Annotated in this window: 13 protein-coding genes and 3 tRNA genes; 12 read left to right on the top strand and 4 right to left on the bottom strand. The window is 64.3% G+C overall.

Translation table 11 applies throughout. The features are described 5' to 3' along the window. Window positions 1-220: 220 nt before the first annotated feature. Window positions 221-1,447, bottom strand: coding sequence for an aminoacetone oxidase family FAD-binding enzyme (locus tag GF399_01750; GenBank protein ID MBD3399037.1), 1,227 nt, complete (start codon window positions 1,445-1,447; stop codon window positions 221-223). Window positions 1,448-2,552: 1,105 nt separating this feature from the next. Further along, window positions 2,553-3,989, bottom strand: a complete 1,437-nt coding sequence (locus tag GF399_01745; protein MBD3399036.1) for an RNA-splicing ligase RtcB — start codon at window positions 3,987-3,989, stop codon at window positions 2,553-2,555. A gap of 126 nt (window positions 3,990-4,115) precedes the next feature. Here GF399_01745 and GF399_01740 point away from each other — a divergent pair. The 5 genes from GF399_01740 to GF399_01720 all read left to right on the top strand — a co-directional run bounded on the left by GF399_01740 (window position 4,116) and on the right by GF399_01720 (window position 7,041). Beyond that, window positions 4,116-4,207: transfer RNA gene (locus tag GF399_01740), tRNA-Ser, on the top strand. A 292-nt stretch (window positions 4,208-4,499) separates the two neighbouring features. Continuing rightward, window positions 4,500-4,593: transfer RNA gene (locus GF399_01735), tRNA-Ser, on the top strand. 335 nt (window positions 4,594-4,928) lie between these two features. Beyond that, a tRNA-Ala gene (locus GF399_01730) sits at window positions 4,929-5,004 on the top strand. A gap of 225 nt (window positions 5,005-5,229) precedes the next feature. After that, window positions 5,230-5,457 (top strand): hypothetical protein, encoded by a 228-nt coding sequence (locus GF399_01725; GenBank protein ID MBD3399035.1) that lies wholly within the window; start codon window positions 5,230-5,232, stop codon window positions 5,455-5,457. An 18-nt stretch (window positions 5,458-5,475) separates the two neighbouring features. After that, complete coding sequence (locus GF399_01720; GenBank protein MBD3399034.1) at window positions 5,476-7,041, top strand: radical SAM protein; 1,566 nt, start codon at window positions 5,476-5,478, stop codon at window positions 7,039-7,041. 53 nt (window positions 7,042-7,094) lie between these two features. On the opposite strand, the gene GF399_01715 is transcribed toward GF399_01720, so the two are convergent. Beyond that, window positions 7,095-7,517, bottom strand: a complete 423-nt coding sequence (locus GF399_01715; protein MBD3399033.1) for an Appr-1-p processing protein — start codon at window positions 7,515-7,517, stop codon at window positions 7,095-7,097. Between the two features lie 326 nt (window positions 7,518-7,843). On the opposite strand from GF399_01715, the gene GF399_01710 reads away from it, so the two are divergent. The 6 genes from GF399_01710 (at window position 7,844) to GF399_01685 (ending at window position 16,008) form a co-directional block, all read left to right on the top strand. Continuing rightward, window positions 7,844-8,539, top strand: coding sequence for a peptidase (locus tag GF399_01710; GenBank protein MBD3399032.1), 696 nt, complete (start codon window positions 7,844-7,846; stop codon window positions 8,537-8,539). Continuing rightward, window positions 8,536-8,982 carry a hypothetical protein gene (locus GF399_01705; GenBank protein MBD3399031.1) on the top strand — a complete coding sequence of 149 codons (447 nt, stop codon included), beginning with the start codon at window positions 8,536-8,538 and terminating at the stop codon, window positions 8,980-8,982. Before GF399_01710 ends, GF399_01705 begins: the two co-directional genes overlap by 4 nt. 248 nt (window positions 8,983-9,230) lie before the next feature. Then, window positions 9,231-9,617, top strand: a complete 387-nt coding sequence (locus GF399_01700; protein ID MBD3399030.1) for a hypothetical protein — start codon at window positions 9,231-9,233, stop codon at window positions 9,615-9,617. Between the two features lie 545 nt (window positions 9,618-10,162). Next, complete coding sequence (locus GF399_01695; GenBank protein ID MBD3399029.1) at window positions 10,163-10,609, top strand: D-tyrosyl-tRNA(Tyr) deacylase; 447 nt, start codon at window positions 10,163-10,165, stop codon at window positions 10,607-10,609. Between the two features lie 1,214 nt (window positions 10,610-11,823). Beyond that, the gene (locus GF399_01690; GenBank protein ID MBD3399028.1) at window positions 11,824-14,676 is read left to right on the top strand and encodes a hypothetical protein; all 2,853 of its coding nucleotides are present in this window, start codon (window positions 11,824-11,826) and stop codon (window positions 14,674-14,676) included. A 174-nt stretch (window positions 14,677-14,850) separates the two neighbouring features. Further along, window positions 14,851-16,008, top strand: coding sequence for a methionine adenosyltransferase (locus GF399_01685; GenBank protein ID MBD3399027.1), 1,158 nt, complete (start codon window positions 14,851-14,853; stop codon window positions 16,006-16,008). Window positions 16,009-16,074: 66 nt separating this feature from the next. On the opposite strand, the gene GF399_01680 is transcribed toward GF399_01685, so the two are convergent. Beyond that, a complete protein-coding gene (locus GF399_01680; protein ID MBD3399026.1) occupies window positions 16,075-17,673 on the bottom strand; it encodes a hypothetical protein in 1,599 nt (532 codons plus the stop codon). Between the two features lie 274 nt (window positions 17,674-17,947). On the opposite strand from GF399_01680, the gene GF399_01675 reads away from it, so the two are divergent. Then, complete coding sequence (locus GF399_01675; protein MBD3399025.1) at window positions 17,948-19,204, top strand: adenosylhomocysteinase; 1,257 nt, start codon at window positions 17,948-17,950, stop codon at window positions 19,202-19,204. Window positions 19,205-19,281: the final 77 nt, after the last annotated feature.

The raw sequence follows: 19,281 nt of genomic DNA, 5'->3' as shown, positions 1-19,281 counted from the left end.
TCAAACCCGGCGCAACAAGCGCGCCGGGCCTCGTGTCTTCTGGCATTCGCGGCGTTAGGTAACGCCCGCGGGGTTGTGCTGCCTATCTAGCCGCGGGTCGGGGGCTCCGTGCCCGGAGCGGTTCAGCTAAGGGCGGAGCTGCAGGTCGGGCCCGAACACCCACCCGGTTGCAGGGAGCGGGAGCGCCGGGTCTTCCCGCGTTACCATTCGACGGCGGGCGCTATCCCCGCTGGAAAGCCGCCTCGCCGGCGATGTAACCCGACGACCAGGCCCACTGCAGGTTGAAGCCGCCGCACTCCCCGCAGATGTCCAGCACCTCGCCGGCGAAGTGCAGGCCGGGATGCAGTCGACTCTCCAGGCTGCGCGGATCGACCTCGGCGGTGTGGACGCCGCCCAGGGTCGCCGCCGCCTCCTCCCAGCCCAGCGGTTCGAGGACCCGCAGCTGGCAGGCCTTGAGCAACCGGGACAGCGCGTTCCGGGTCGTGGCCGTCAACTCGGCGCAGCGTTGGCGGGGGTCGATCTCGCGCCGTCGCAGCAAGGCCGGTAGCACCCGCCGGGGCAGGACTCCCAGAAACAGATTGCCCAACTCGCGCCGCGGATGGTCGTCGGCCCGTTGTTGCAGGTAGTCCGCCACCCGTTCCCCGGGAACCTCGGGCAGCAGGTCCAGCTTGATCTCGACGGGTCCGGCGGCCAGGGGGCGGGCCAGCTCGACGGACAGGTCCAGGATCAGCGGCCCCGACAGGCCGAAATGGGTGAACATCAACTCCGCGGGCCCCAGCTCCAGCTCCGGCTCCGCGACCCGTAGAAGGACCGGCAGCTTGACCCCCTGGAGGAAATGACCCAGATTGCCCGCGCAGACCAGGGGGCAGATGGCCGGACGGGGCTCGACGATCGTATGCCCGAGCGCCGCGGCGAGCTGGAAACCGGCGCCGTCGGAACCCGTCCCCGGCGCGGAGCGGCCTCCGGCCGCCAGCACCACCCGCCGTGCGCTCCAGCTCTGACCGCCTTCCTGCGCGACACTCCAGAGTTCACCGGACTCCAGCCGCCCGACCTTGATGTTGGTCAGGATCTCGACCCCGGCCTCGCGGCAGCCCTCCAGCAGGGCGTCGGCCACGTCGGCCGCGGCCAGGGAGCGCGGGAAGTAGCGCCCCGCGAACTCCACCGTCGGGATGCCCAGCTCGGCGAAGAAGGCCAGCGTCGTCGGTACCCCGAAAGAGGCCAGCACGTTGGTGGCGAAACGCGGTTCCCGGCCCCGGTAGTGTTGCGCCTCGTCGGCGACGGCGTTGGTCAGGTTGCAGCGGCCGTTGCCCGTGACCAGAAGCTTGCGACCGGTGCGCTCCTTGCGCTCCAGAAGCAGGGTACGGGCTCCGCGACGCCCGGCGTTCAGGGCGGCGGTCAAGCCCGCCGCGCCGCCGCCGACGACGATGACGTCGTAGTTTCGCGGCATCGTTGATCTCCGTTGAAGTCGACAGGTTTACTGGAGCTGGCGCTGCGCGGGTGGAAGCGGGCGACGAGGCTGGGTCGCGCAGGGCCGGACGCTGGAAAGAGGGTTTTCAAAGAGGGTTTTCGAAGAGGGTTTACGTTGGTCGATTACGCCAGAAACAAACTAAGCGCGTTTTGGGGATCACACACGATCATGGACCAATCAGGATGCTTTTAGGTAGTCTATCATCAGGGCTCGTTTCGTTGGTTGAAGCTGAACTCCATCTCTCTGATGAAGAGCCTGAACTTGTGCTTGAAGCCGCCGTGGTCGGCCTTTAGGCGGCGTCAGGCGCAGCGCCGGAAGTTCTCGAGGCCCTTGATATGCACTTTGCCATTGACCGGGGTCTTGTCATGATTGATGCGCTTGTGGTGGAAGCCGTTGAGTGAGAGCTTGTTACAGGCCTTCCAGCCGTCGGAGTAGACGCTCGAGTCCAGCTCGGCCTCCCGAGCGGCGGCGATACGCTCGCCAATGATACGCTAGTACTTGGTTGGGATGGACGCCGACCTTGTTGGCCGCTCGGGCCGCGGTTGCTTCAAGCCGAAGCAGCGCGGCGATCAACTCGCGCTGTTCTACGGCGCTTGCACATCCGCCGCCCCTCACCTAACCTCTACTGATAGCGATAGTTACACTTCGGACACTTGACATGCCTGTCGGGGTCACTCTTTAAGCCATCTGCCAGATCGCCTCCTTTACTTGTGGCAGGATAATATCCCGGTAACTCTCGTGGCTACAAGATTATCACGATATATGATGATCCATTAGCGTTAAGGTGTCCCCGCGTTTTTGCTGAACAACGGAGCATCTCCGGTGGGCGGAGAAGAACGCGTCAACCGCTCATTGTCGGTCCGCTTTGGTCCGAACACCTTGCGGGATGCCGACATCACAACGCCGCTTCAAGACCTGGCGGCTAACCGCCTTGATCAGAAAAGGCTATCGAGCGTCAGCGGCCTCCGCCGCCGGGCAATCCAACGGCTGGCAGCCTGAAAAGCAAACTCCAATTACGGATGAGCCACCCAGTCCGCCGGTCCCGCGCTCAAGCGGCGCAGCGCCGGTCGATCCGCCCGGCCACTCAGCCCTTGACCACCAGCAACGGTTCCAGCCGGACCACCGGCCGCGCCAGCCCCGCGCCCTCGCAGACCCGCACAACCTCGTCGACGTCCTTGTAGGCGCTGGGATGCTCCTCGGCCAGGGTCGTGCGGCCCTCCCAGCGCACCGTCAGCCCCCGCTCCCGCCACTCCCGGCGCAGGTCGCGCCCCTTGAGACGCCGCACCGCCGCCTTGCGGCTCAACACCCGTCCCGCACCGTGGCCCGTCGAGCCGAAGCTGCGTTCCATCACCGTCGGCAGCGGCGTCAACAGGTAGCTGGCCGTTCCCATGTCCCCGGGCAGGATCACCGGCTGGCCGTGCTCGCGCAACCGCCGCGGCAGCTCGGGATGCCCGGCGGGGAAGGCCCGGGTGGCGCCCTTGCGGTGGACGATCAACCGCCGCCGCCGACCATCCACCTCGTGCTCCTCCAGCTTGGCGATATTATGCGCCACGTCGTAGATCAGGGGGAAACGGGCGTCACCGCTACCGTAAACCCGCGACAGCACGCCGCGCACCGCGGCGGTGATCCGCTGGCGGTTGGCCCAGGCGTAGTTGGCCGCCGCCGACATCGCCCCCAGATAGGCCCGGCCTGCGGGAGAAGCGAGCTCCGCGTAGACCAGTTGGCGGTTCGGCGCCTCCGCTGCCTTGGCGCCCAGCCGCTTCAGGGTGTCCTGACACACCTGATGCCCCAGGCCCCGGCTGCCGCAGTGGATCATCACCACCACCTGGTCGACCTCCGTCAAGCCCCAGACCGCGGCCACCTCGTCATCGTACAGCGCCGCCACCCGCTGCAGTTCGAGGAAGTGATTGCCCGAGCCCAGCGTGCCCAACTGGTTGCGACCCCGCTGCAGGGCCTTGTCCGAGACCGCCTCGGGGTCCGCCTCGTCGAGCACGCCCCCGGACTCGCAGGCCGCCAGATCCCCGGACAGCCCGTGGCCGCGCTCGATCATCCAGCGCGCCCCCTGATAGAGCACTTTGCGTAGATCGCGCCGGCCGAGCTGCCGCGGCGTCGAGGCCCCCACCCCGCAGGGCACCGCCGTGAACAGCAGATCTGCCACCTCGTCGGCCCGCTCCCTGACGTCCCGCGCCGTCAACGGCGTCGCCAGGGCCCGCACCCCGCAGTTGATGTCGTAGCCCACCCCGCCGGGGCTGATCAAACCCGCCCCGGCGTCGAAGGCCGCCACCCCGCCGATGGGAAAGCCATAGCCGTGATGGATGTCCGGCAGCGCCAGAGCCTCGCCCACACCGCCGGGCAGACAGGCCACCTCGGCCAACTGCCGCAACGAACCATCCTCGTGGGCCTTGGTCAGCCCCTGCTCCGTGGTAAACACCCGCGCCGTCCGGCGCATCCCCGGCACATAGCCCTCTTCGACCCGGTAGCTGTAATCACGCATACGGCTGACGTTTCGCGGCAGACCCATCCCGACTCCTTTCCGTTACACCAACAACCATAGACCACTCGCCGCCCCGCCGCAAGCTGCGCCTTGACAGCCGCCACACCCGTTCCTTATACTACCGCCACGACTTCAAGCAACACAACCTACCGCGGAGAGATGGCAGAGCTGGTCGAATGCGGCGGACTCGAAATCCGCTGTGGGCTTTACGCCCACCGGGGGTTCGAATCCCTCTCTCTCCGCCAGCAGCCCTGAGTGAGTTTCAGAGCGCCGGTCACCGGCAACGACGCTCCAACCCAACACCCGCTACCGGGAACGAAAACCCCGGGCAACAATCGCGCCACCGCCTCAATCACCAAGCACCGCGAACCCTCAATCACAGTCTTACCTGAACACCACGGAGAGCTATCCGCGCCGGCCGAAGAAGCACGAACGGCAACCGTGCAAGGGAGTAACCCTCCCCCGAGCAGCGAGCAATGAACGACAAGCAATCAACGGCCCAATAACCGCATTAAGCCGCAAAACCGCTTGAACCACGGAGAGGTGTCCGAGTTGGCCGAAGGAGCACGACTGGAAATCGTGTAAGGGGGCAAAACCTCCTTCGAGGGTTCGAATCCCTCCCTCTCCGCCAGCAGCCCTGAGTGCTGTTTCAGAGCGCCAGCCACCGTCAACGGCGTTCCACCCCAACCCCCGCGATCGGCGCTCCCGTTGGTCGCTCCGGTTACGACTTGCGAAATCAACAGAACGCCAAGCGTTGCATCTTAAATCGCCAGTCACCGTCAACGGCATACACCATCGCTTTCCGCGATGACACCCCCTTCAAACGCTCCAAAAAACACCATCTTTACGCTGGAGTCCGCCAAACCTGACAAGACAGCACGCGAGTTAACGGATCCGGATCGACCAATCTCCCAACCCCGTCCAAATCGCTCAATCCGCCCTCATAGCATGCCAGAACAAACCCCCGGGGATGTAGCTCAGTTGGGAGAGCGCGGCCTTCGCAAGGCTGAGGTCGGCGGTTCAAGTCCGCTCATCTCCACCATCAACAACAACGGGCCGATCGGCCCGTTGTTGTTACCTTTCACCCCCACCGTAGCACCGGCTTAGTGGCAATCCCGCCCGATTAGTAACTTTCCAGCAATCGGCATCCCCATAAGCCGTTTATTATTAACCAACAGTACGTTTTGGCACGCTTTATGCTATACTGCTTCAGCTAACAAAGCAGTATGGCACCGGATCGACCTTTCCGTCAAGGCAGCGGAGGAGCATGCGCGAAGCCGTCATCCATCTCGCCGACGGACGTATCTACAACGCCCGCGTCCTGCAGAGTGGCCGGCACGATGAACGCCGCCTCTACCTGCCCGTGGAACTCGACGCCGCCGAGCTGCCCGGCATGCGGGTCAAAACGGCCCGGGGGCTGCCGCCCCGCGAATGCGAGATCGTCGACGTGCGCACCGTCACCGGAGTCAGTGTGATCACCGTCAACTTTCCATGATTTCATCTGAGTGGGTAAATGGCAAACGTCCTGTTGATATGTCTTGATAATCAAGCCTACGGACCGAACGTCCGTATTCTGTCAGCTATCGCCAAGCGCGATGGACATCAGGCTTACAACCTGTTTTTCCATAAACCCAGCCCGTCGTATCAGAATATCAACCCCGAAACCCCGGAGGAATTATCCGGGTTCGTCAAGCTACTGGATGATTTATCCATTGATGTCGTCGGCATCACCCTGATGACTCACGAATACTATCGGGCGATCCGGCTGGCCGACCTCGCCCGGCGTCAGGGCCGTCACGTCCTTATGGGCGGCATCCATCCCACGGTCAGACCTCGTGAATGCCTGGAACACGCCGACGCCGTCTGCATAGCGGATGCCGAGGGCGTTTTTTCAACTTATCTAGACGCCCTGGATGACGACCGGGGTCCCGACGCCCGTCGCCTCCCCAGCTTCGTTCTGCCCGACGAAGATCCGGAAGCGGTGCGTTCCTCGGGTCGCATTTATATCGAACACGATTTAGACTCCGTCCCCTTTCCCGACTACAGCCTGGAGAACAGCTATTACGGCTCCGGTGACGGGATACGGCCGATGAGCTGGGCGGCCTTCAAACGACTCAACACCTGGGAGGGTGGCTACTACAGGTTGCTATCCAGCCGCGGCTGTCTGTACCACTGCTCGTACTGCATGAACAACTTCTTCTGGCGCCACTACGGCGAGGGCTATCTTCGACGGCGTTCCGTCGCTAACTGCATCACCGAGCTGGAACTAGCCCAGAAAAACATGCCCTTCATCCGCGGCGTCAATATCCAGGACGACAGCTTCTTCATGGGCTCCGACGAATGGATCGATGACTTCGTCGACAACTACAAAAAGCGCATCGACCTACCCTTCGTCTGCCGCCTGATCCCAGCCTACACCACGGAGGAGCGACTCGCCAAACTGTCTTCCGCCGGCCTGATCCATGTCGAGGTGGGATTGCAAACGGGTTCTCGCCGCATGGCACATAACGTCTATCAACGCTTCCAGGAAAACGAAAACTTCCTCGAAGTCGACGAGATGCTGACCAAGTACGGCGTGACCAAAACCTACGACACCCTGGTTGATAACATATATGAAACCCCCGAGGATATCCTGGCCACCCTCGAGGTCATCGGCGCACTAGAAAGACCGTTTTACATCGGAGCCTACTCGCTGACGCCCTTCCCGGGTACCGAATATTATGAAAAAGTCGTCGCTGACGGTTATCTGGACAGGATGGCCGATGCCTACAATTCTCCGCTTTACGCCACCGATCCCAATGGCTACTATACGCCGAAAACCCTACGCTACCTGATCGAAGCCAGCCCCTACATCCCGCGCAAGCTCCTTGCTTATTGTAAAAACCATTGGCGAAGCAACCTCGTTAACTGGCTGGCGCCCAGGTTGATGAAGTGGCGCAACCTGATTACCGGCCTCATCAACTGGGGACGCGTTAAAGCACCAGGGTTCCTCCAGTTCGGCCTCTATCTGAGCAGCTTCTGGAGCAAGCTTAGATATCGCTTGTTTGGCTCCTCCTCAAAGCAGCAGGCCCATAACTAACCAAAACCGAGCCCGAAGGCTCGGTTTTCTGGCTGGTTTCGTAGGGGTGCTGTTCAGACTACAGCATCGGCGAAGCTGGAACTGAACACCTCGAAGGCCCGGGGGCCGAAGAGGACGTAGCGGACCTCGCCGAGGTTGGTGAAGGGCGCGGTGTCCTCCAGGGCTTCGCGCATCGAGCGGGCGCAGTCCTCCAGGGCCAGTCCGCCCACCCCGGTGCCCAGGGCCGGCAAGGCGATGCTGGTCGCCCCCAGCTCGTCGGCCAGCTCCAGCGCCGCCCGCGCCGCCCGATAGACCAGCTCACCGTTAGTCTTGAGGTCCTGGCCCATCGCCGCGGCGTGGATCACCCAGCGCGCCGACAGGTGTCCCGCCGTCGTCTGGACCGCCGCGCCGACCTCGATGGGTCCCTTGGCGATGGCCTCACGCTCGATGTCCGGTCCGCCGGCCTCCTTGAGCGCCCCCGCCACCCCGGAGCCCATCCAGAGGTGGTTGTTGGCGGCGTTGACCAAAGCGTCGCACTCCTGGGCGGCGATATCCCCCTTGAGCACCACGACCTTCAAGCCCTGCCTGGTCCATTCGCGCCTGTCGGTCACCCGGCCCACCTCCCGCTAGTTGAGTTCTTCAGCAGTCCCTGACAATCTATAGATTATTATGCGTCGTGGAGCGGCTATTGGTCAAGGGCGGTGCTAGAAACGCCGGCTCGGGAACCTCCCCTCCGGCGGCGGCGTTTTGTATAATGGCTGCGCCGTCGACGAGGGACGGCGGCCGACCCACGGGGCGTCTTGACCATAAGCGGAGGTAGCCGATGTACTTCGGGCTGTTTTACCTGGACTGGACACTGCTGTTGCTGGTTCCCGGCCTGCTGTTGGGGCTCTGGGCCCAGTACCTGATCAAGTCCCGCTTCAAGCACTACTCGCAAATCCGCAGCCGTCGGGGACTCAGCGGCGCCCAGACGGCCGCCCACCTGCTGGCCGACGCCGGACTGGCCGATGTCGAGATCGAGGTCGCCGGCGGACGGCTATCCGACCACTACGACCCCCGCAAGCGCAAGCTGCGTCTCTCCCCGGACACAGCCCACTCCTGCTCCGTCGCCGCCCTGGGCGTGGCGGCCCACGAGGTCGGTCACGCCGTCCAGCACGCCCGGGACTACTTCCCCCTGCACCTGCGCAACGCCGCCGTGCCCGCCACCCGTATCGGCTCCTGGCTCTTTCTGCCCCTGTTCATCGCCGGGCTGATCTTCTCCCTCGAACCCCTGATCTGGATCGGCGTCGGCCTGTTCGCCTTCACCGTCGTCTTCCAACTGGTCACCCTGCCGGTGGAGTTCAACGCCAGCCGCCGGGCGCTGGCGATGCTCGGCGACGGCGGCTACCTGGACCCCGACGAGATCGGCGGCGCGAGGAAGGTTCTCGGCGCCGCGGCGCTGACCTACGTCGCCGGTCTGGTTACCAGCCTGCTGATGCTCCTGCGCCTGCTGCTGCTCGCCGGTTTCGGTCGCCGATGAAGGAGCGGACCTGCCAGCGCTGCGGCGCGGGAACCGCGGCTGCCGCCGTCCTCTACGTCGGCCGCCCCGTCGACGACGACGGCTCCTACGACCTGCGTCCCGTCGAGGTCGCCTACTGCCGTCCCTGCCTGCGGCGGCTCAACCGTTTTTGGCTGCTCTTCAGCCCGGTGATGGCCCTGCTGTTCAGCCTGGGCGCCGCCCTGACGGTCGGGATGCTCGAGGTCGAGGGCGCCTGGACCGCCCTGGCCGTGATGTCCGCCGGAGCCCTCGGTTTCGGAACGGTCCTCATCGTCCAACTCCTGCGCCGTCGCCGCCTCGAGCGTGAGCCGAGGGCCTTTTACAAAGCCGCCTGGCTGCGCCGACACGCGGGGGAGGATCTGGCGGCCTTCACCCCGGAGGAGCTGGCCGCCCGGACCGGCGCAAAAAAACCTCCGGAGGGTTAACCCCCCACCGAGCCCGCTTTGCACAACCGCCGTCGTTTTGTAAAATAGATGCGGCTTGCATCCAGGGGGCCTATTGCCCGGGGTAACGGCGACCCGGCCCTGCGCCGGGGCGAAGAGGCGGGAGCGATCCGATGTCCGGCAACATGTCCAGGCGAAACGGGTCCGAGCGAAACGGGTCCGAGCGAAACGGGTCCGAGCGAAACGGATACAAGCGAAACGGATACAAGCGAAACGGATACAAGGGACTGGTGAGCGGCATCGTGCTGTTCGTGATCGGCTGCACCGCCCTGCCCCTGGGCATCGTGGCCGGCGTCTTCACCGGCCTGGAGTTCCTCTTCTGGATCGCCGGGGTCCTGTTCACCATCGGTCTGGTGGCCTTCATCATCGGCATCGCCCGCCGGGTGGGCTCGGGTATGGGCGGTTCGTCCTTCCGGATGACCACCCGCTTCTTCCAACCGCACAGGACCAGCCATCCGGAGCCGCGCCGCCCCCGCACACCCCGGGTCAGCACGCGCTGCCCCAGCTGCGGCGCCAAGGTCGCCCCGCGGTACATCGAGCAGGCCCCCGAGGGCCCCGTCGTCGTCTGTCCCTACTGCGAGACCGTTTACACCCCCGAGGAAGGCCGTCTTCGGTAACGCTGCCCGAGCGTAGCGCCAGATTCGAAGATTCGCGTCCGGCCGGGGCTCCGACCAGACAACCCGAGCGCCGGAACACGACGAGACTGATGACGCTGAAGTGCTTTGCCAGACCGCTGCTACGGCTGCCCTGAGAATGACGGAGACTGACCATCGCCGTCGCCCTACCTCCGCCCCCAGCCCTGCGAAGGTCGAACACGCCTTCGACCGGCCAGGCCGCCGGGTGCATCACCCAGAGCAACTGCAAGGCGCTGATGTGCAGCTCGAACCGGCTCAACCCCTTCGTCCGCCGCAGGAACTCGCGCTCCCCAGTCCTGCTGCAACAACAACACCCGGTTGACGGCGGCTCCGACACCGCGGCCGCGACTACGCGGTATGCAGTTGCTCCCTGCGCACCGGCCCGGCCGCCGCGGCCGACTTCAACGTCGTCTCACACGGCCAGAAGGTCCTTCGCCCTTGCTGCAAACGCACCTTCCTGATCGAGCAGTCCCAATCAAACGCCTCAACCCAACGCTACAACCGCTTAATCCCGGGAGTCCGGCAGTATGCGCGTCGTTCTCCAGCACGTCAGTCGGGCCGCCGTCGAGGTCGACGGCGAGACCGTCGGTGAAATCGGTTTCGGTCACCTGTTGCTGACGGCCGTCGCCCCGACGGACGACGAGGCCGTGCTGGCGTGGATGGCCGACAAGGTGGCCAACCTGCGGGTCTGCCGCGACGACGAGGGCAAGCTCAACCGCTCCCTGGCCGACGTCGGCGGCGAGTTCCTCGTCGTTAGTCAGTTCACCCTCTACGGCGACTGCCGCAAGGGCCGGCGGCCCAGCTACGTCAACAGCGCCCCGCCCCAGATCGCCGAGCCGCTGTGCACCCGCTTCGCCGAGCTGTTGAGGAACAAGGGCTTCCGGGTCGCCGAGGGCGTCTTCGGCGCTCACATGCGCGTCAGCCTGGTCAACGACGGCCCGGTGACGCTGATCCTGGAGCGCGAGGCGGGCTAGCCCGACGGTTGTCGTCGGGTTGGATCAACGATCCCCCCACCGGCGCCGAAACATGTCCCGGAGCATATCGCCTCGTCAACCCGGCGGGATTTCAATCCCGCCCCTACAGGAGCGCTTCTTAGACCTTCGAGAAACCCGCAGGGGCGGCTGTCACCAGCCGCCCGTTGTACATAGCGTCAGGGCGGGATAGAATCGCCGAGAACAGAGGCCCGGCGGACACAGGCTGAAGAGCCTGTGCTCCAAAGTCGATTACCGATCGCTAAAAAAACCGCTTGGGATCACATACGATCATGGACCAATCAGGCTGCTGTTGGGGTAATCTAGCCTGCCGGGATCGTTTCGTTGGTTGAATCTGAACTCCATCTGCCTGATAGAGAGACTGAAGTTGCGCTTAAAAATTGCCGTGGTGGGCCTTTCGCCGGCGTTTGGCATAGCCCCGGAAGCTCTCGAGGCCCTTGATATGCACCCTGCCATTGACCAGGGCCTTGCCAGGGTTGATGCGCTTGTGATGTAATCCATTGAGTGACGGCTAGTTACAGACCTTCCAGCCGTCGAAGTAGACGATCGAGTCCAGCTCGGCCTCCCGATCGGCGACGATACGCTAGTACTTGCCGAATGTGTTGGGATGGACGCCGACCCTCTTGGCCTTCCCGGCTGCGGTTGCTTCAAGCCCCAACAGCGCGGCGATCAACTCGCGCTGTTCTACGGCGCTCGCACTTCCGCCGCCCGTCGCCTAACCTTAGTGATAGCGGTAGTTGCGCTTCGCACACTTGACGCGCCTGGCGGGATTACCCTTTGATCCGGCGGCCACAGCGCCTCCATTGCCCGTGACGTGACGGCATCCCGTCAACTCTCGTGAAGACAAGACAATCACACATATGACGACCCATGGGCGTTAAGCTATCCCAACCGCTAACAGATAACCCTGTAGGGCGGGGTCTCCGCTCCCCCGCCGTTGGGGCGTCACCGAATCGACCCCGAATGACATCCGCGGCGGCCCGCAGGGGTTTCAGCCCACGGGGCGACCCTTAAGCGATTATTGCGTTATCCAGGTCGGGGCACTCCAACCCCGGCCGAAGATCCAGGGTGTTGCCGAAGGCGGTGTCCGTGAGCCGGGGTCAAGCGGTAAACTCCCGACGTTGACCGGAGCCGTTTTTTATGCGATAGCTTGACCACCCCACCGACCTGCGAACCGCTTGATCCCGGGAGAGCCCATGCGCCGGACCTTCTGCTTCATCATTCTCGTTTGTTTCTCAGCTCTGCCTAGACTCACTGTCGCCGAGGAACCGGTCATCCCCCGCTGGGTCGATCCCCTCGGTCGGGAGCCGCTGAGCGGCGTCGCCTGGCTGGAAGCCAATCCCGAGCGTGCCCACGGCGACGGTGTGGAGTCCGGGCGCAGGGCCTATCCGCCCGCCGGCCGCGCCGCCGGCGACCTGCTGGTCATCGTCGAGGACCGCCTCAGCGCGGCGCTGGACTCAGAGCTGGTCACCTGGTACGCCGATCTGTCCGCCGAGGGCTGGAGCGTCGACGAGCGGCTCTACACCGGCGGTGACGCCGCCGCGGTCCGCTCGGTCATCCAGGGGGCCGGCGCCGACGGCGTCATCCTGCTGGGCCAGCTACCGGTGCCATGGTTCGAGATGGACGAGCCCGACTGGGGTTACCTGACCCACGAGGAGTTCCCCTGCGACCTGTACTACATGGACCTCGACGGCGTCTGGGCCGACAACGACGGCGACGGACTGCTGGACTCCCACACCGGCGACCTGACCCCGGAGCTCTGGGTCGCCCGGATCAGCGCCCGGGAACAGACCTTCGGTTTGGAGATAGATCTGCTGCGCGGTTACTTCGCCAAGAACCATCAATACCGTACGGCGGGCCTGGGCGTTCCCGACCGCGCCCTGGCCTACAACGATGACGACTGGGCTTACTACGGCTACGAGGACGGCCTGGACGAGGCCTACGGTGATCTGACCGTCTACAACAGCTACGGCACGACCACCGCCGACCACCTGCTGGAACGCTACACCGAGGGCTACGAGTTCGTCCACCTGATGAGTCACTCCTCGCCCTGGGGCCATACCTTCAAGGTTCCCGGCGGTTACGCCGGCAGCGTCTTCAACTACGAGATCGAGGCCCTGCTCCCCGAGGCCGTTTTCGTCAACCTGTTCAGTTGCTCCTGCACCCGCTTCGTCGAGTTCGACAACATCGGCAACTGGTACATCTTCCACGAAGGTCCCGGCCTGGTCTCCCTGGGCAGCGCCAAGACCGGCTCGATGCTCAGCCACGACGAGTTCTACGTTCCGCTGAGTACGGGGCTGTCCATCGGCGAGGCCTACGAAGACTGGTCCCAGAACAACATCTATCCGGGGATGAGCGCCTATTACAAGGCCTGGTACTACGGCCTAAACATCCTCGGCGACGGCACCCTGACCCTGCACGGCGGGAGTCGCGAGCGGCCCCTGACCGGCTGGCGGCGTCCGGCGCCGCGCAACGCGAATTTCGAGGACTGGGCCGAGGTCTCGACCAGTCCCCACTCCGACGTCGCCCCGGTCCTCGTCGGCACCACCGGCGGTGCCTGGTGCGCCTGGGTCTCGGCCGAGCAGGGCCGCTCCAGCGTCTACGTCAGCGAGCTGGCCGACGGCTGGAGTTCCCCGGCGTCCCTGGACAGCGCCACCTACTGGGAGTACGGCCCCGCCCTGGCCCGCGACGGCGACGAGGTCCACTGCGTCTTCTCCCGCTTCGGCTCCGAGACCTACGATTACGACCTCTACCACAGCGTGAACGACGGCGCGGGCTGGACCACGCCCCAGCAGATCCGCCGCCTCGACGGCTACGACCTCTACCCCGCCCTGTGCGCCGTCGACGGCGAGCTGCGCCTAGTCTGGCAGAAGTGGACCGGCAGCGGCTGCTACCTTATGACCAGCAGCTACACAGGCTCCTGGAGTGAGCCGGTGCGGCTGGGTGCCGATCGGGGCGCCGAGCCCGCCCTCTGTCCCGACGGCGCCGGCGGCCTCCGGCTGGCCTACCAGGGCCGCGATAACAACACGGCCTGCGAGATCCGTTTGCGCCACGACGACGGCGCGGGCTGGTCCGCGCCCGAGGTCCTGCCCGGCACCGCAGACAACCCGGCCCACCCCGAGCTGCTGCGTAGCGCCGACGGCACGCTGTGGTGCGCCTTCGAGGACCTTTACGAGGAAACCACCGCCGTCTACGTCAGCCGCAACCCCGGCGACGGCTGGCAGCCCCCCGTGCGCTTGACCGACGACGGCCTGGCCGCCCACCGTCCCCGACCGGCCGAGGGCGCCGACGGCGTGGTCTGCGTCTTCTGGGCCGATGATGGAAGCGACCGCGGCGCATACATCTGCGAGTACGACGACGGCTGGCAAAATCCCGAGCGGCTGAGCGAAAGCGGTTCTCAGAGCTGGGACCCCGCCGTGACCGTCGCCGGCGACGGACGCCTGACCACGGCCTGGCAGCAGTTCGTCGACGGCGACCTGCAGATCGTCGCCGCCGCCGAACCCGAAACGGAGATCGCCGACATCAGGCTGACGGCCACCATTGACGACGGCGGCCTGCTGGTCGACTGGAGGGTTGAGGGGGATCCTCCCGCCGCATTACGCGTTCTACGCGGCCAGGAGTATCCCGTCGACGTTTCGGGGGCTCTCGACGGCACGGTTAACCGCTGGCTGGACCGGGACATAGAGCCCGGTGAGAGTTACGTTTATTGGCTCGAGGCAACGGACACAACAGGCCGAGTAAACAGATTTGGCCCGACGGAGGACGTCGTCGCGCCGGAGACCGCGGAGCGCTTGAGCCTGGCCGTGCCCTTTCCCAGCCCGGCCCGGGACACCCTGACGCTCTGCTACACCCTGCCCGCGGGCTGCTCCTCGGCGACGCTAACCGTCTACGACCTCTCCGGCCGCCGGATTTCAACGCAGCCCCTCGAGGCCGTTCCCGGTCGACATTCCCTGCTCCTCGACATCGGGGATTACCCTCAGGGGATCTACCTCGCCCGCCTCGAGGGAGCCGGCGCAGCCGCGGCCCGGCGGTTCGTGGTCAGCCGATAACGCCCCGGGGCGTCGTCCGTCCGCGGACGTGCGATCCCCGCGCGCAACCCACCCCCGCGGCGCCGCGGTTGCCCCTCCGCGGCTCTGGGTGACGCGCCCGGGCGGGCCCGGCGGTTTGTGTTATAATGAGTGGACGTTTTTCTAGTGCTGAGGTGTTTAATAACGGAGGCTCAGATGACCAACCGACACCACTTCTTCACCTCGGAATCGGTGACCGAGGGACACCCGGACAAGGTCGCCGACCAGATCTCCGACGGCGTCCTCGACGACGCCCTGCGACAAGACAAACACGCCCGGGTGGCCTGCGAGACCATGGTCACCACGGGGATGGCTTTCATTACCGGGGAGATCTCCGTCGACGGCTACGTCGATATCCCCCGGGTCGTCCGCGAGACCGTCGAACGCATCGGTTACACCGACGCCCGGATGGGCTTCGACCATCACTCCATCGGCGTGATGTCGGCCATCGACGAGCAGTCGCCCGACATCGCCCAGGGCATCGATGAGAGCTCGGACCACGAGCAGGGCGCCGGCGATCAGGGACTGATGTTCGGCTACGCCACCACGGAGACCCCGGAGCTGATGCCGCTGACCATCTCCCTGGCCCACAAACTGGCCCAGCGTCTGGCCGAGGCGCGCAAGGCGGGACTGATCCCCCACCTGCGCCCCGACGGCAAGAGCCAGGTGACGATCGAGTACGAGAACGGCACCGCCCAGCGCGTCTCCCACGTGGTCATCGCCGCCCAGCATTCGGAGAAGATCGCCGAAGAGGACCTGCGCGACCTGATAAAACGGCACGTCATCGGTGAGGTCATCGACACCGACCTCTTCGACGCCAACACCGAGATCCTGATCAACGGCACGGGTCAGTTCATCCTCGGCGGTCCCCAGGCCGACACCGGGCTGACCGGGCGCAAGATCATCGTCGACACCTACGGCGGCCACGGCGCCCACGGCGGCGGCTGCTTCTCCGGCAAGGACCCCTCGAAGGTCGACCGCTCGGCCAGCTACATGGCCCGTTACATCGCCAAGAACATCGTCGCCGCCGGGTTGGCCAGACAGCTCGAGCTGCAGTTGGCCTATTGCATCGGCGTCGCCCTGCCGGTCAGCGTGCTGGTCAACAGCTACGGCACGGCCGAGGTCGACGAGGGCGTCATCGAGGCGGCGGTGCGTCAGGTCTTCGACCTGCGGCCCAGGGCGATCATCGAGCGCCTGGACCTGCTGCGGCCCATCTACCAGAAAACGGCGGCCTACGGCCACTTCGGCCGCGAGCTACCCGAGTTCACCTGGGAGAAAACGGACGCCGTCAAGGACCTGCAGAACGCGGTTTGAGATGTCTGAATAAGCGATACAACAACGGCGGGCCTCGCACCCGCCGTTGTTTATCGGTGACAGCGCCTATCTACAAACCAACACTCGTTGAACCTCAACAGCTGAACCTACCCGCAGAACGATCAGATACATACCGCATGAGTCATCCGAGCAGTTCCAGGCCAAACGATGATCCCCGCGGGTACAGAAGCCGTCCCGCAGCGTTTCCACGCGACGCCCGGCCAAATCATAGACCGTCATTTCAATATTCGTGCTCTCGGGCAGAGAGAAACCGAGTAACACCATCGCTGGAGCGGGGTTGGGATAGGGGACGGCCATCTGCACCCCTGATGAAAAGGGCGGCATTTCGAGTGTTTCAGTGGGGCCGTATCGTACCTCGTCACCGCTGTCATAGATTGCCGACAACCAGTACCGATAGCGATGCCCGGATTCTGCATCCCGATCCAACCAGCTACGGTTATTGCCTGGTACTGGCCTGCTGACTGGTGCAATCGGACCTCCGTCAACCTCCCGGAATATCCGGATACAATGGGGATCGATCCCCGAAATCCACCACTCAAGCAGGATTCCGTCATCGGTTGAATGGGAATCGAGAACAAGATCGTCTACCGCAGCATCAGGCTCCCAATAGGCATATTTCAGGTCCTTGGCGTCGTTATCCATGTACGAGATACACGGGTTGCCGTCTCGATCCAGGGCCAGGGAGGTATAGTAACCCACCCGACCTTCGGCGTCGATTGTTTCCAACCACCAGCCGTCGCCCTCATCGACCGCGTACTTGAGGTCGATATCGGGGGCGGCCAAATATGAGATATGGGGCCGGTCGCCCTCGTCAATCGCCAAGGATGAATCATAGCCGACATCTCCGGCGTAATCAACGACTTCATACAGCCACTGCCCACCTTCCCGGTAAGCGTACTTGAGGTCATGGTGGACGCCCGAGTCATAGTAGCAGATGTGAGGATTATCCGAGGAATCCAGGGCGATCGAAGTGTATCGGCCGACCTCGCCGGCCGAATCGACTGTCTGGATCTGCCAGCCACCACCTTGGTGCACGGCATACATCAGATCTTCGTCAGTGATGTTGTAGTAGGAGATATGCGGATTGTCGTTCTCATCGAGCATCAGGGAGGTATACGTACCGCGGTAGCCTTGAGCATCGACAGTCTCCAAATGCCAAACACCTTCGATCTTCTCGGCATACTCGAGGTTGTTGGTTGAACCTCCGTAATAGGAGATATGCGGCCGGCCCGAGCTGTCCAAGCGCAGCGAGCTGTACCAGCCGGAACAACCGTCATCATCGACGATCTCGACCTCCCAGGTTCCCTCGGACAGGTGGGCGTACTTGAGATAGCCGTTCGAGTAATCCAGGTAGGAGATGTGGGGACAACCCTCGCTGTCCAGATCGATACTGGGGTCCAAACCCACAGCACCATCTTCATCCGCAATATCGTGTTGCCAGGCCACACCGTTCCAATAGGCGTAGCGCAGATCCCAGTCCGCGTAATCGAAGTAGGCGATGTGGGGGTAACCGTGTTCGTCAAGCGCGAGAGAGGAGAAACTGCCCACGTCGCCCTGTTCATCAACAGTTTCGATGATCCATTCACCGCTGTATGCCGAAGCGCCTATTGCCAGCAGGATCAAGAGTGTTGGTTTCGAGCCCATTGCAACCTCCCCTGATGTTGGAAGAAACGATGCGAAAGGAACAGCTTTTCACTTCGCTCTTCCACTTGCCGATGACAGAATATGTCAGCAATACTGCTCTTTTATGAGCCAGCGATACTAATTTACCATATATAGCCTAGTTCAATTTGGCTTCTGGTTCAAGGTGCTTTAATCCCCCCCCTGGAGGTCCAGCCCGGGATGAGCTATACTGCAAGGTGCTTGGCGTACCCACACATTCTTACTCCAACGATAGTGATTGTTAAAGGAGCCGCCCGTGACCTGTGACATAGCCGACAAGAGCCTCGCCGCGCGGGGCAAGCTACGCATCGAATGGGCCGAGCGGCAGATGCCCGCCCTGCGCCTGGTGCGCGAGCGCTTCGCCGCCGAGAAACCCCTCGAGGGGCTGATCATCGCCTGCTGCCTCCACGTGACCACGGAGACGGCCAACCTGGCGCGGACCCTGGCGGCGGGCGGCGCCGAGGTCCACCTCTGCGCCTCGAACCCCCTCTCGACCCAGGACGACACGGCGGCCAGCCTGGTCGAGGACTACGGGATCAACGTCTACGCCGTCCACGGCGAGGACAACGAGACCTACTACCGCCACGTGCGGGCCTGCCTGGACGCGGAGCCCGACCTGACGATGGACGACGGCGCCGATCTGGTCTCGACGCTGCACAAGGAGTACAAGCCGCTGATCGAGAAGCTCCACGGCTCGACGGAGGAAACGACCACCGGGGTCATCCGCCTGCGGGCGATGGCCGCCGACGGCGCCCTCGGTCTGCCGGTGATCGCCGTCAACGACGCCCTGACCAAGCATCTGTTCGACAACCGCTACGGCACGGGGCAGTCGACGATCGACGGCATCCTGAGGGCCACCAACACCCTGATCGCCGGCAGCACCTTCGTCGTCGCCGGCTACGGCTGGTGCGGTCACGGCGTGGCCTCCCGGGCCGCCGGCCAGGGCGCCGACGTCATCGTCACCGAGGTCGACCCCGTACGGGCCCTCGAGGCCGTGATGGACGGCTTCCGGGTCATGCCGATGCACGAGGCCGCCGAGCTGGGAGACATCTTCGTCACCGTCACCGGCAACCGCGACGTGATCACCGTCGAACATTTCAAGAAGATGAAGGACGGGGCGATCGTGGCCAACGCGGGCCACTTCGACGTCGAGCTCGAGGTCGCCGCCCTGCGCGACTACGCCGTCGAGCGGCGGGAGATCCGCACCAGCCTGGTCGAGTACAAACTGCCGGGGGACCATTCCGTCTTCATTCTGGGCGAGGGCCGATTGGTCAATCTGGCCGCCGCCGAGGGCCATCCCGCCAAGGTGATGGACCTGTCCTTCTGCGGCCAGGCCCTCTCCGCCGAGTACCTGCTCCAGCACGGCCGTGAGCTGGACAACACCGTCCACGTCATCCCCGAGGAGATAGATCAGCGCATCGCCGCGCTCAAGCTGGAGAGCATGGGCGTGACGTTCGATGTACTGACCGAGCGCCAGCGCCGATACCTGGCCTCCTGGGAGGAGGGCACCTAGCTCACTCGCCGCCCGTTGCCTGGCAGCAGCGGAAGCCTGTTGAAGAACCAGCCGCGGCGGGGTCGCAAGACCCAGCC

The organism is Candidatus Coatesbacteria bacterium (assembly GCA_014728225.1).
Classification (GTDB): Bacteria; RBG-13-66-14; RBG-13-66-14; order RBG-13-66-14; family RBG-13-66-14; genus WJLX01.
Note: the sequence above shows the minus strand (reverse complement) of the source record. Positions and strands in the feature narration are given on the sequence as shown.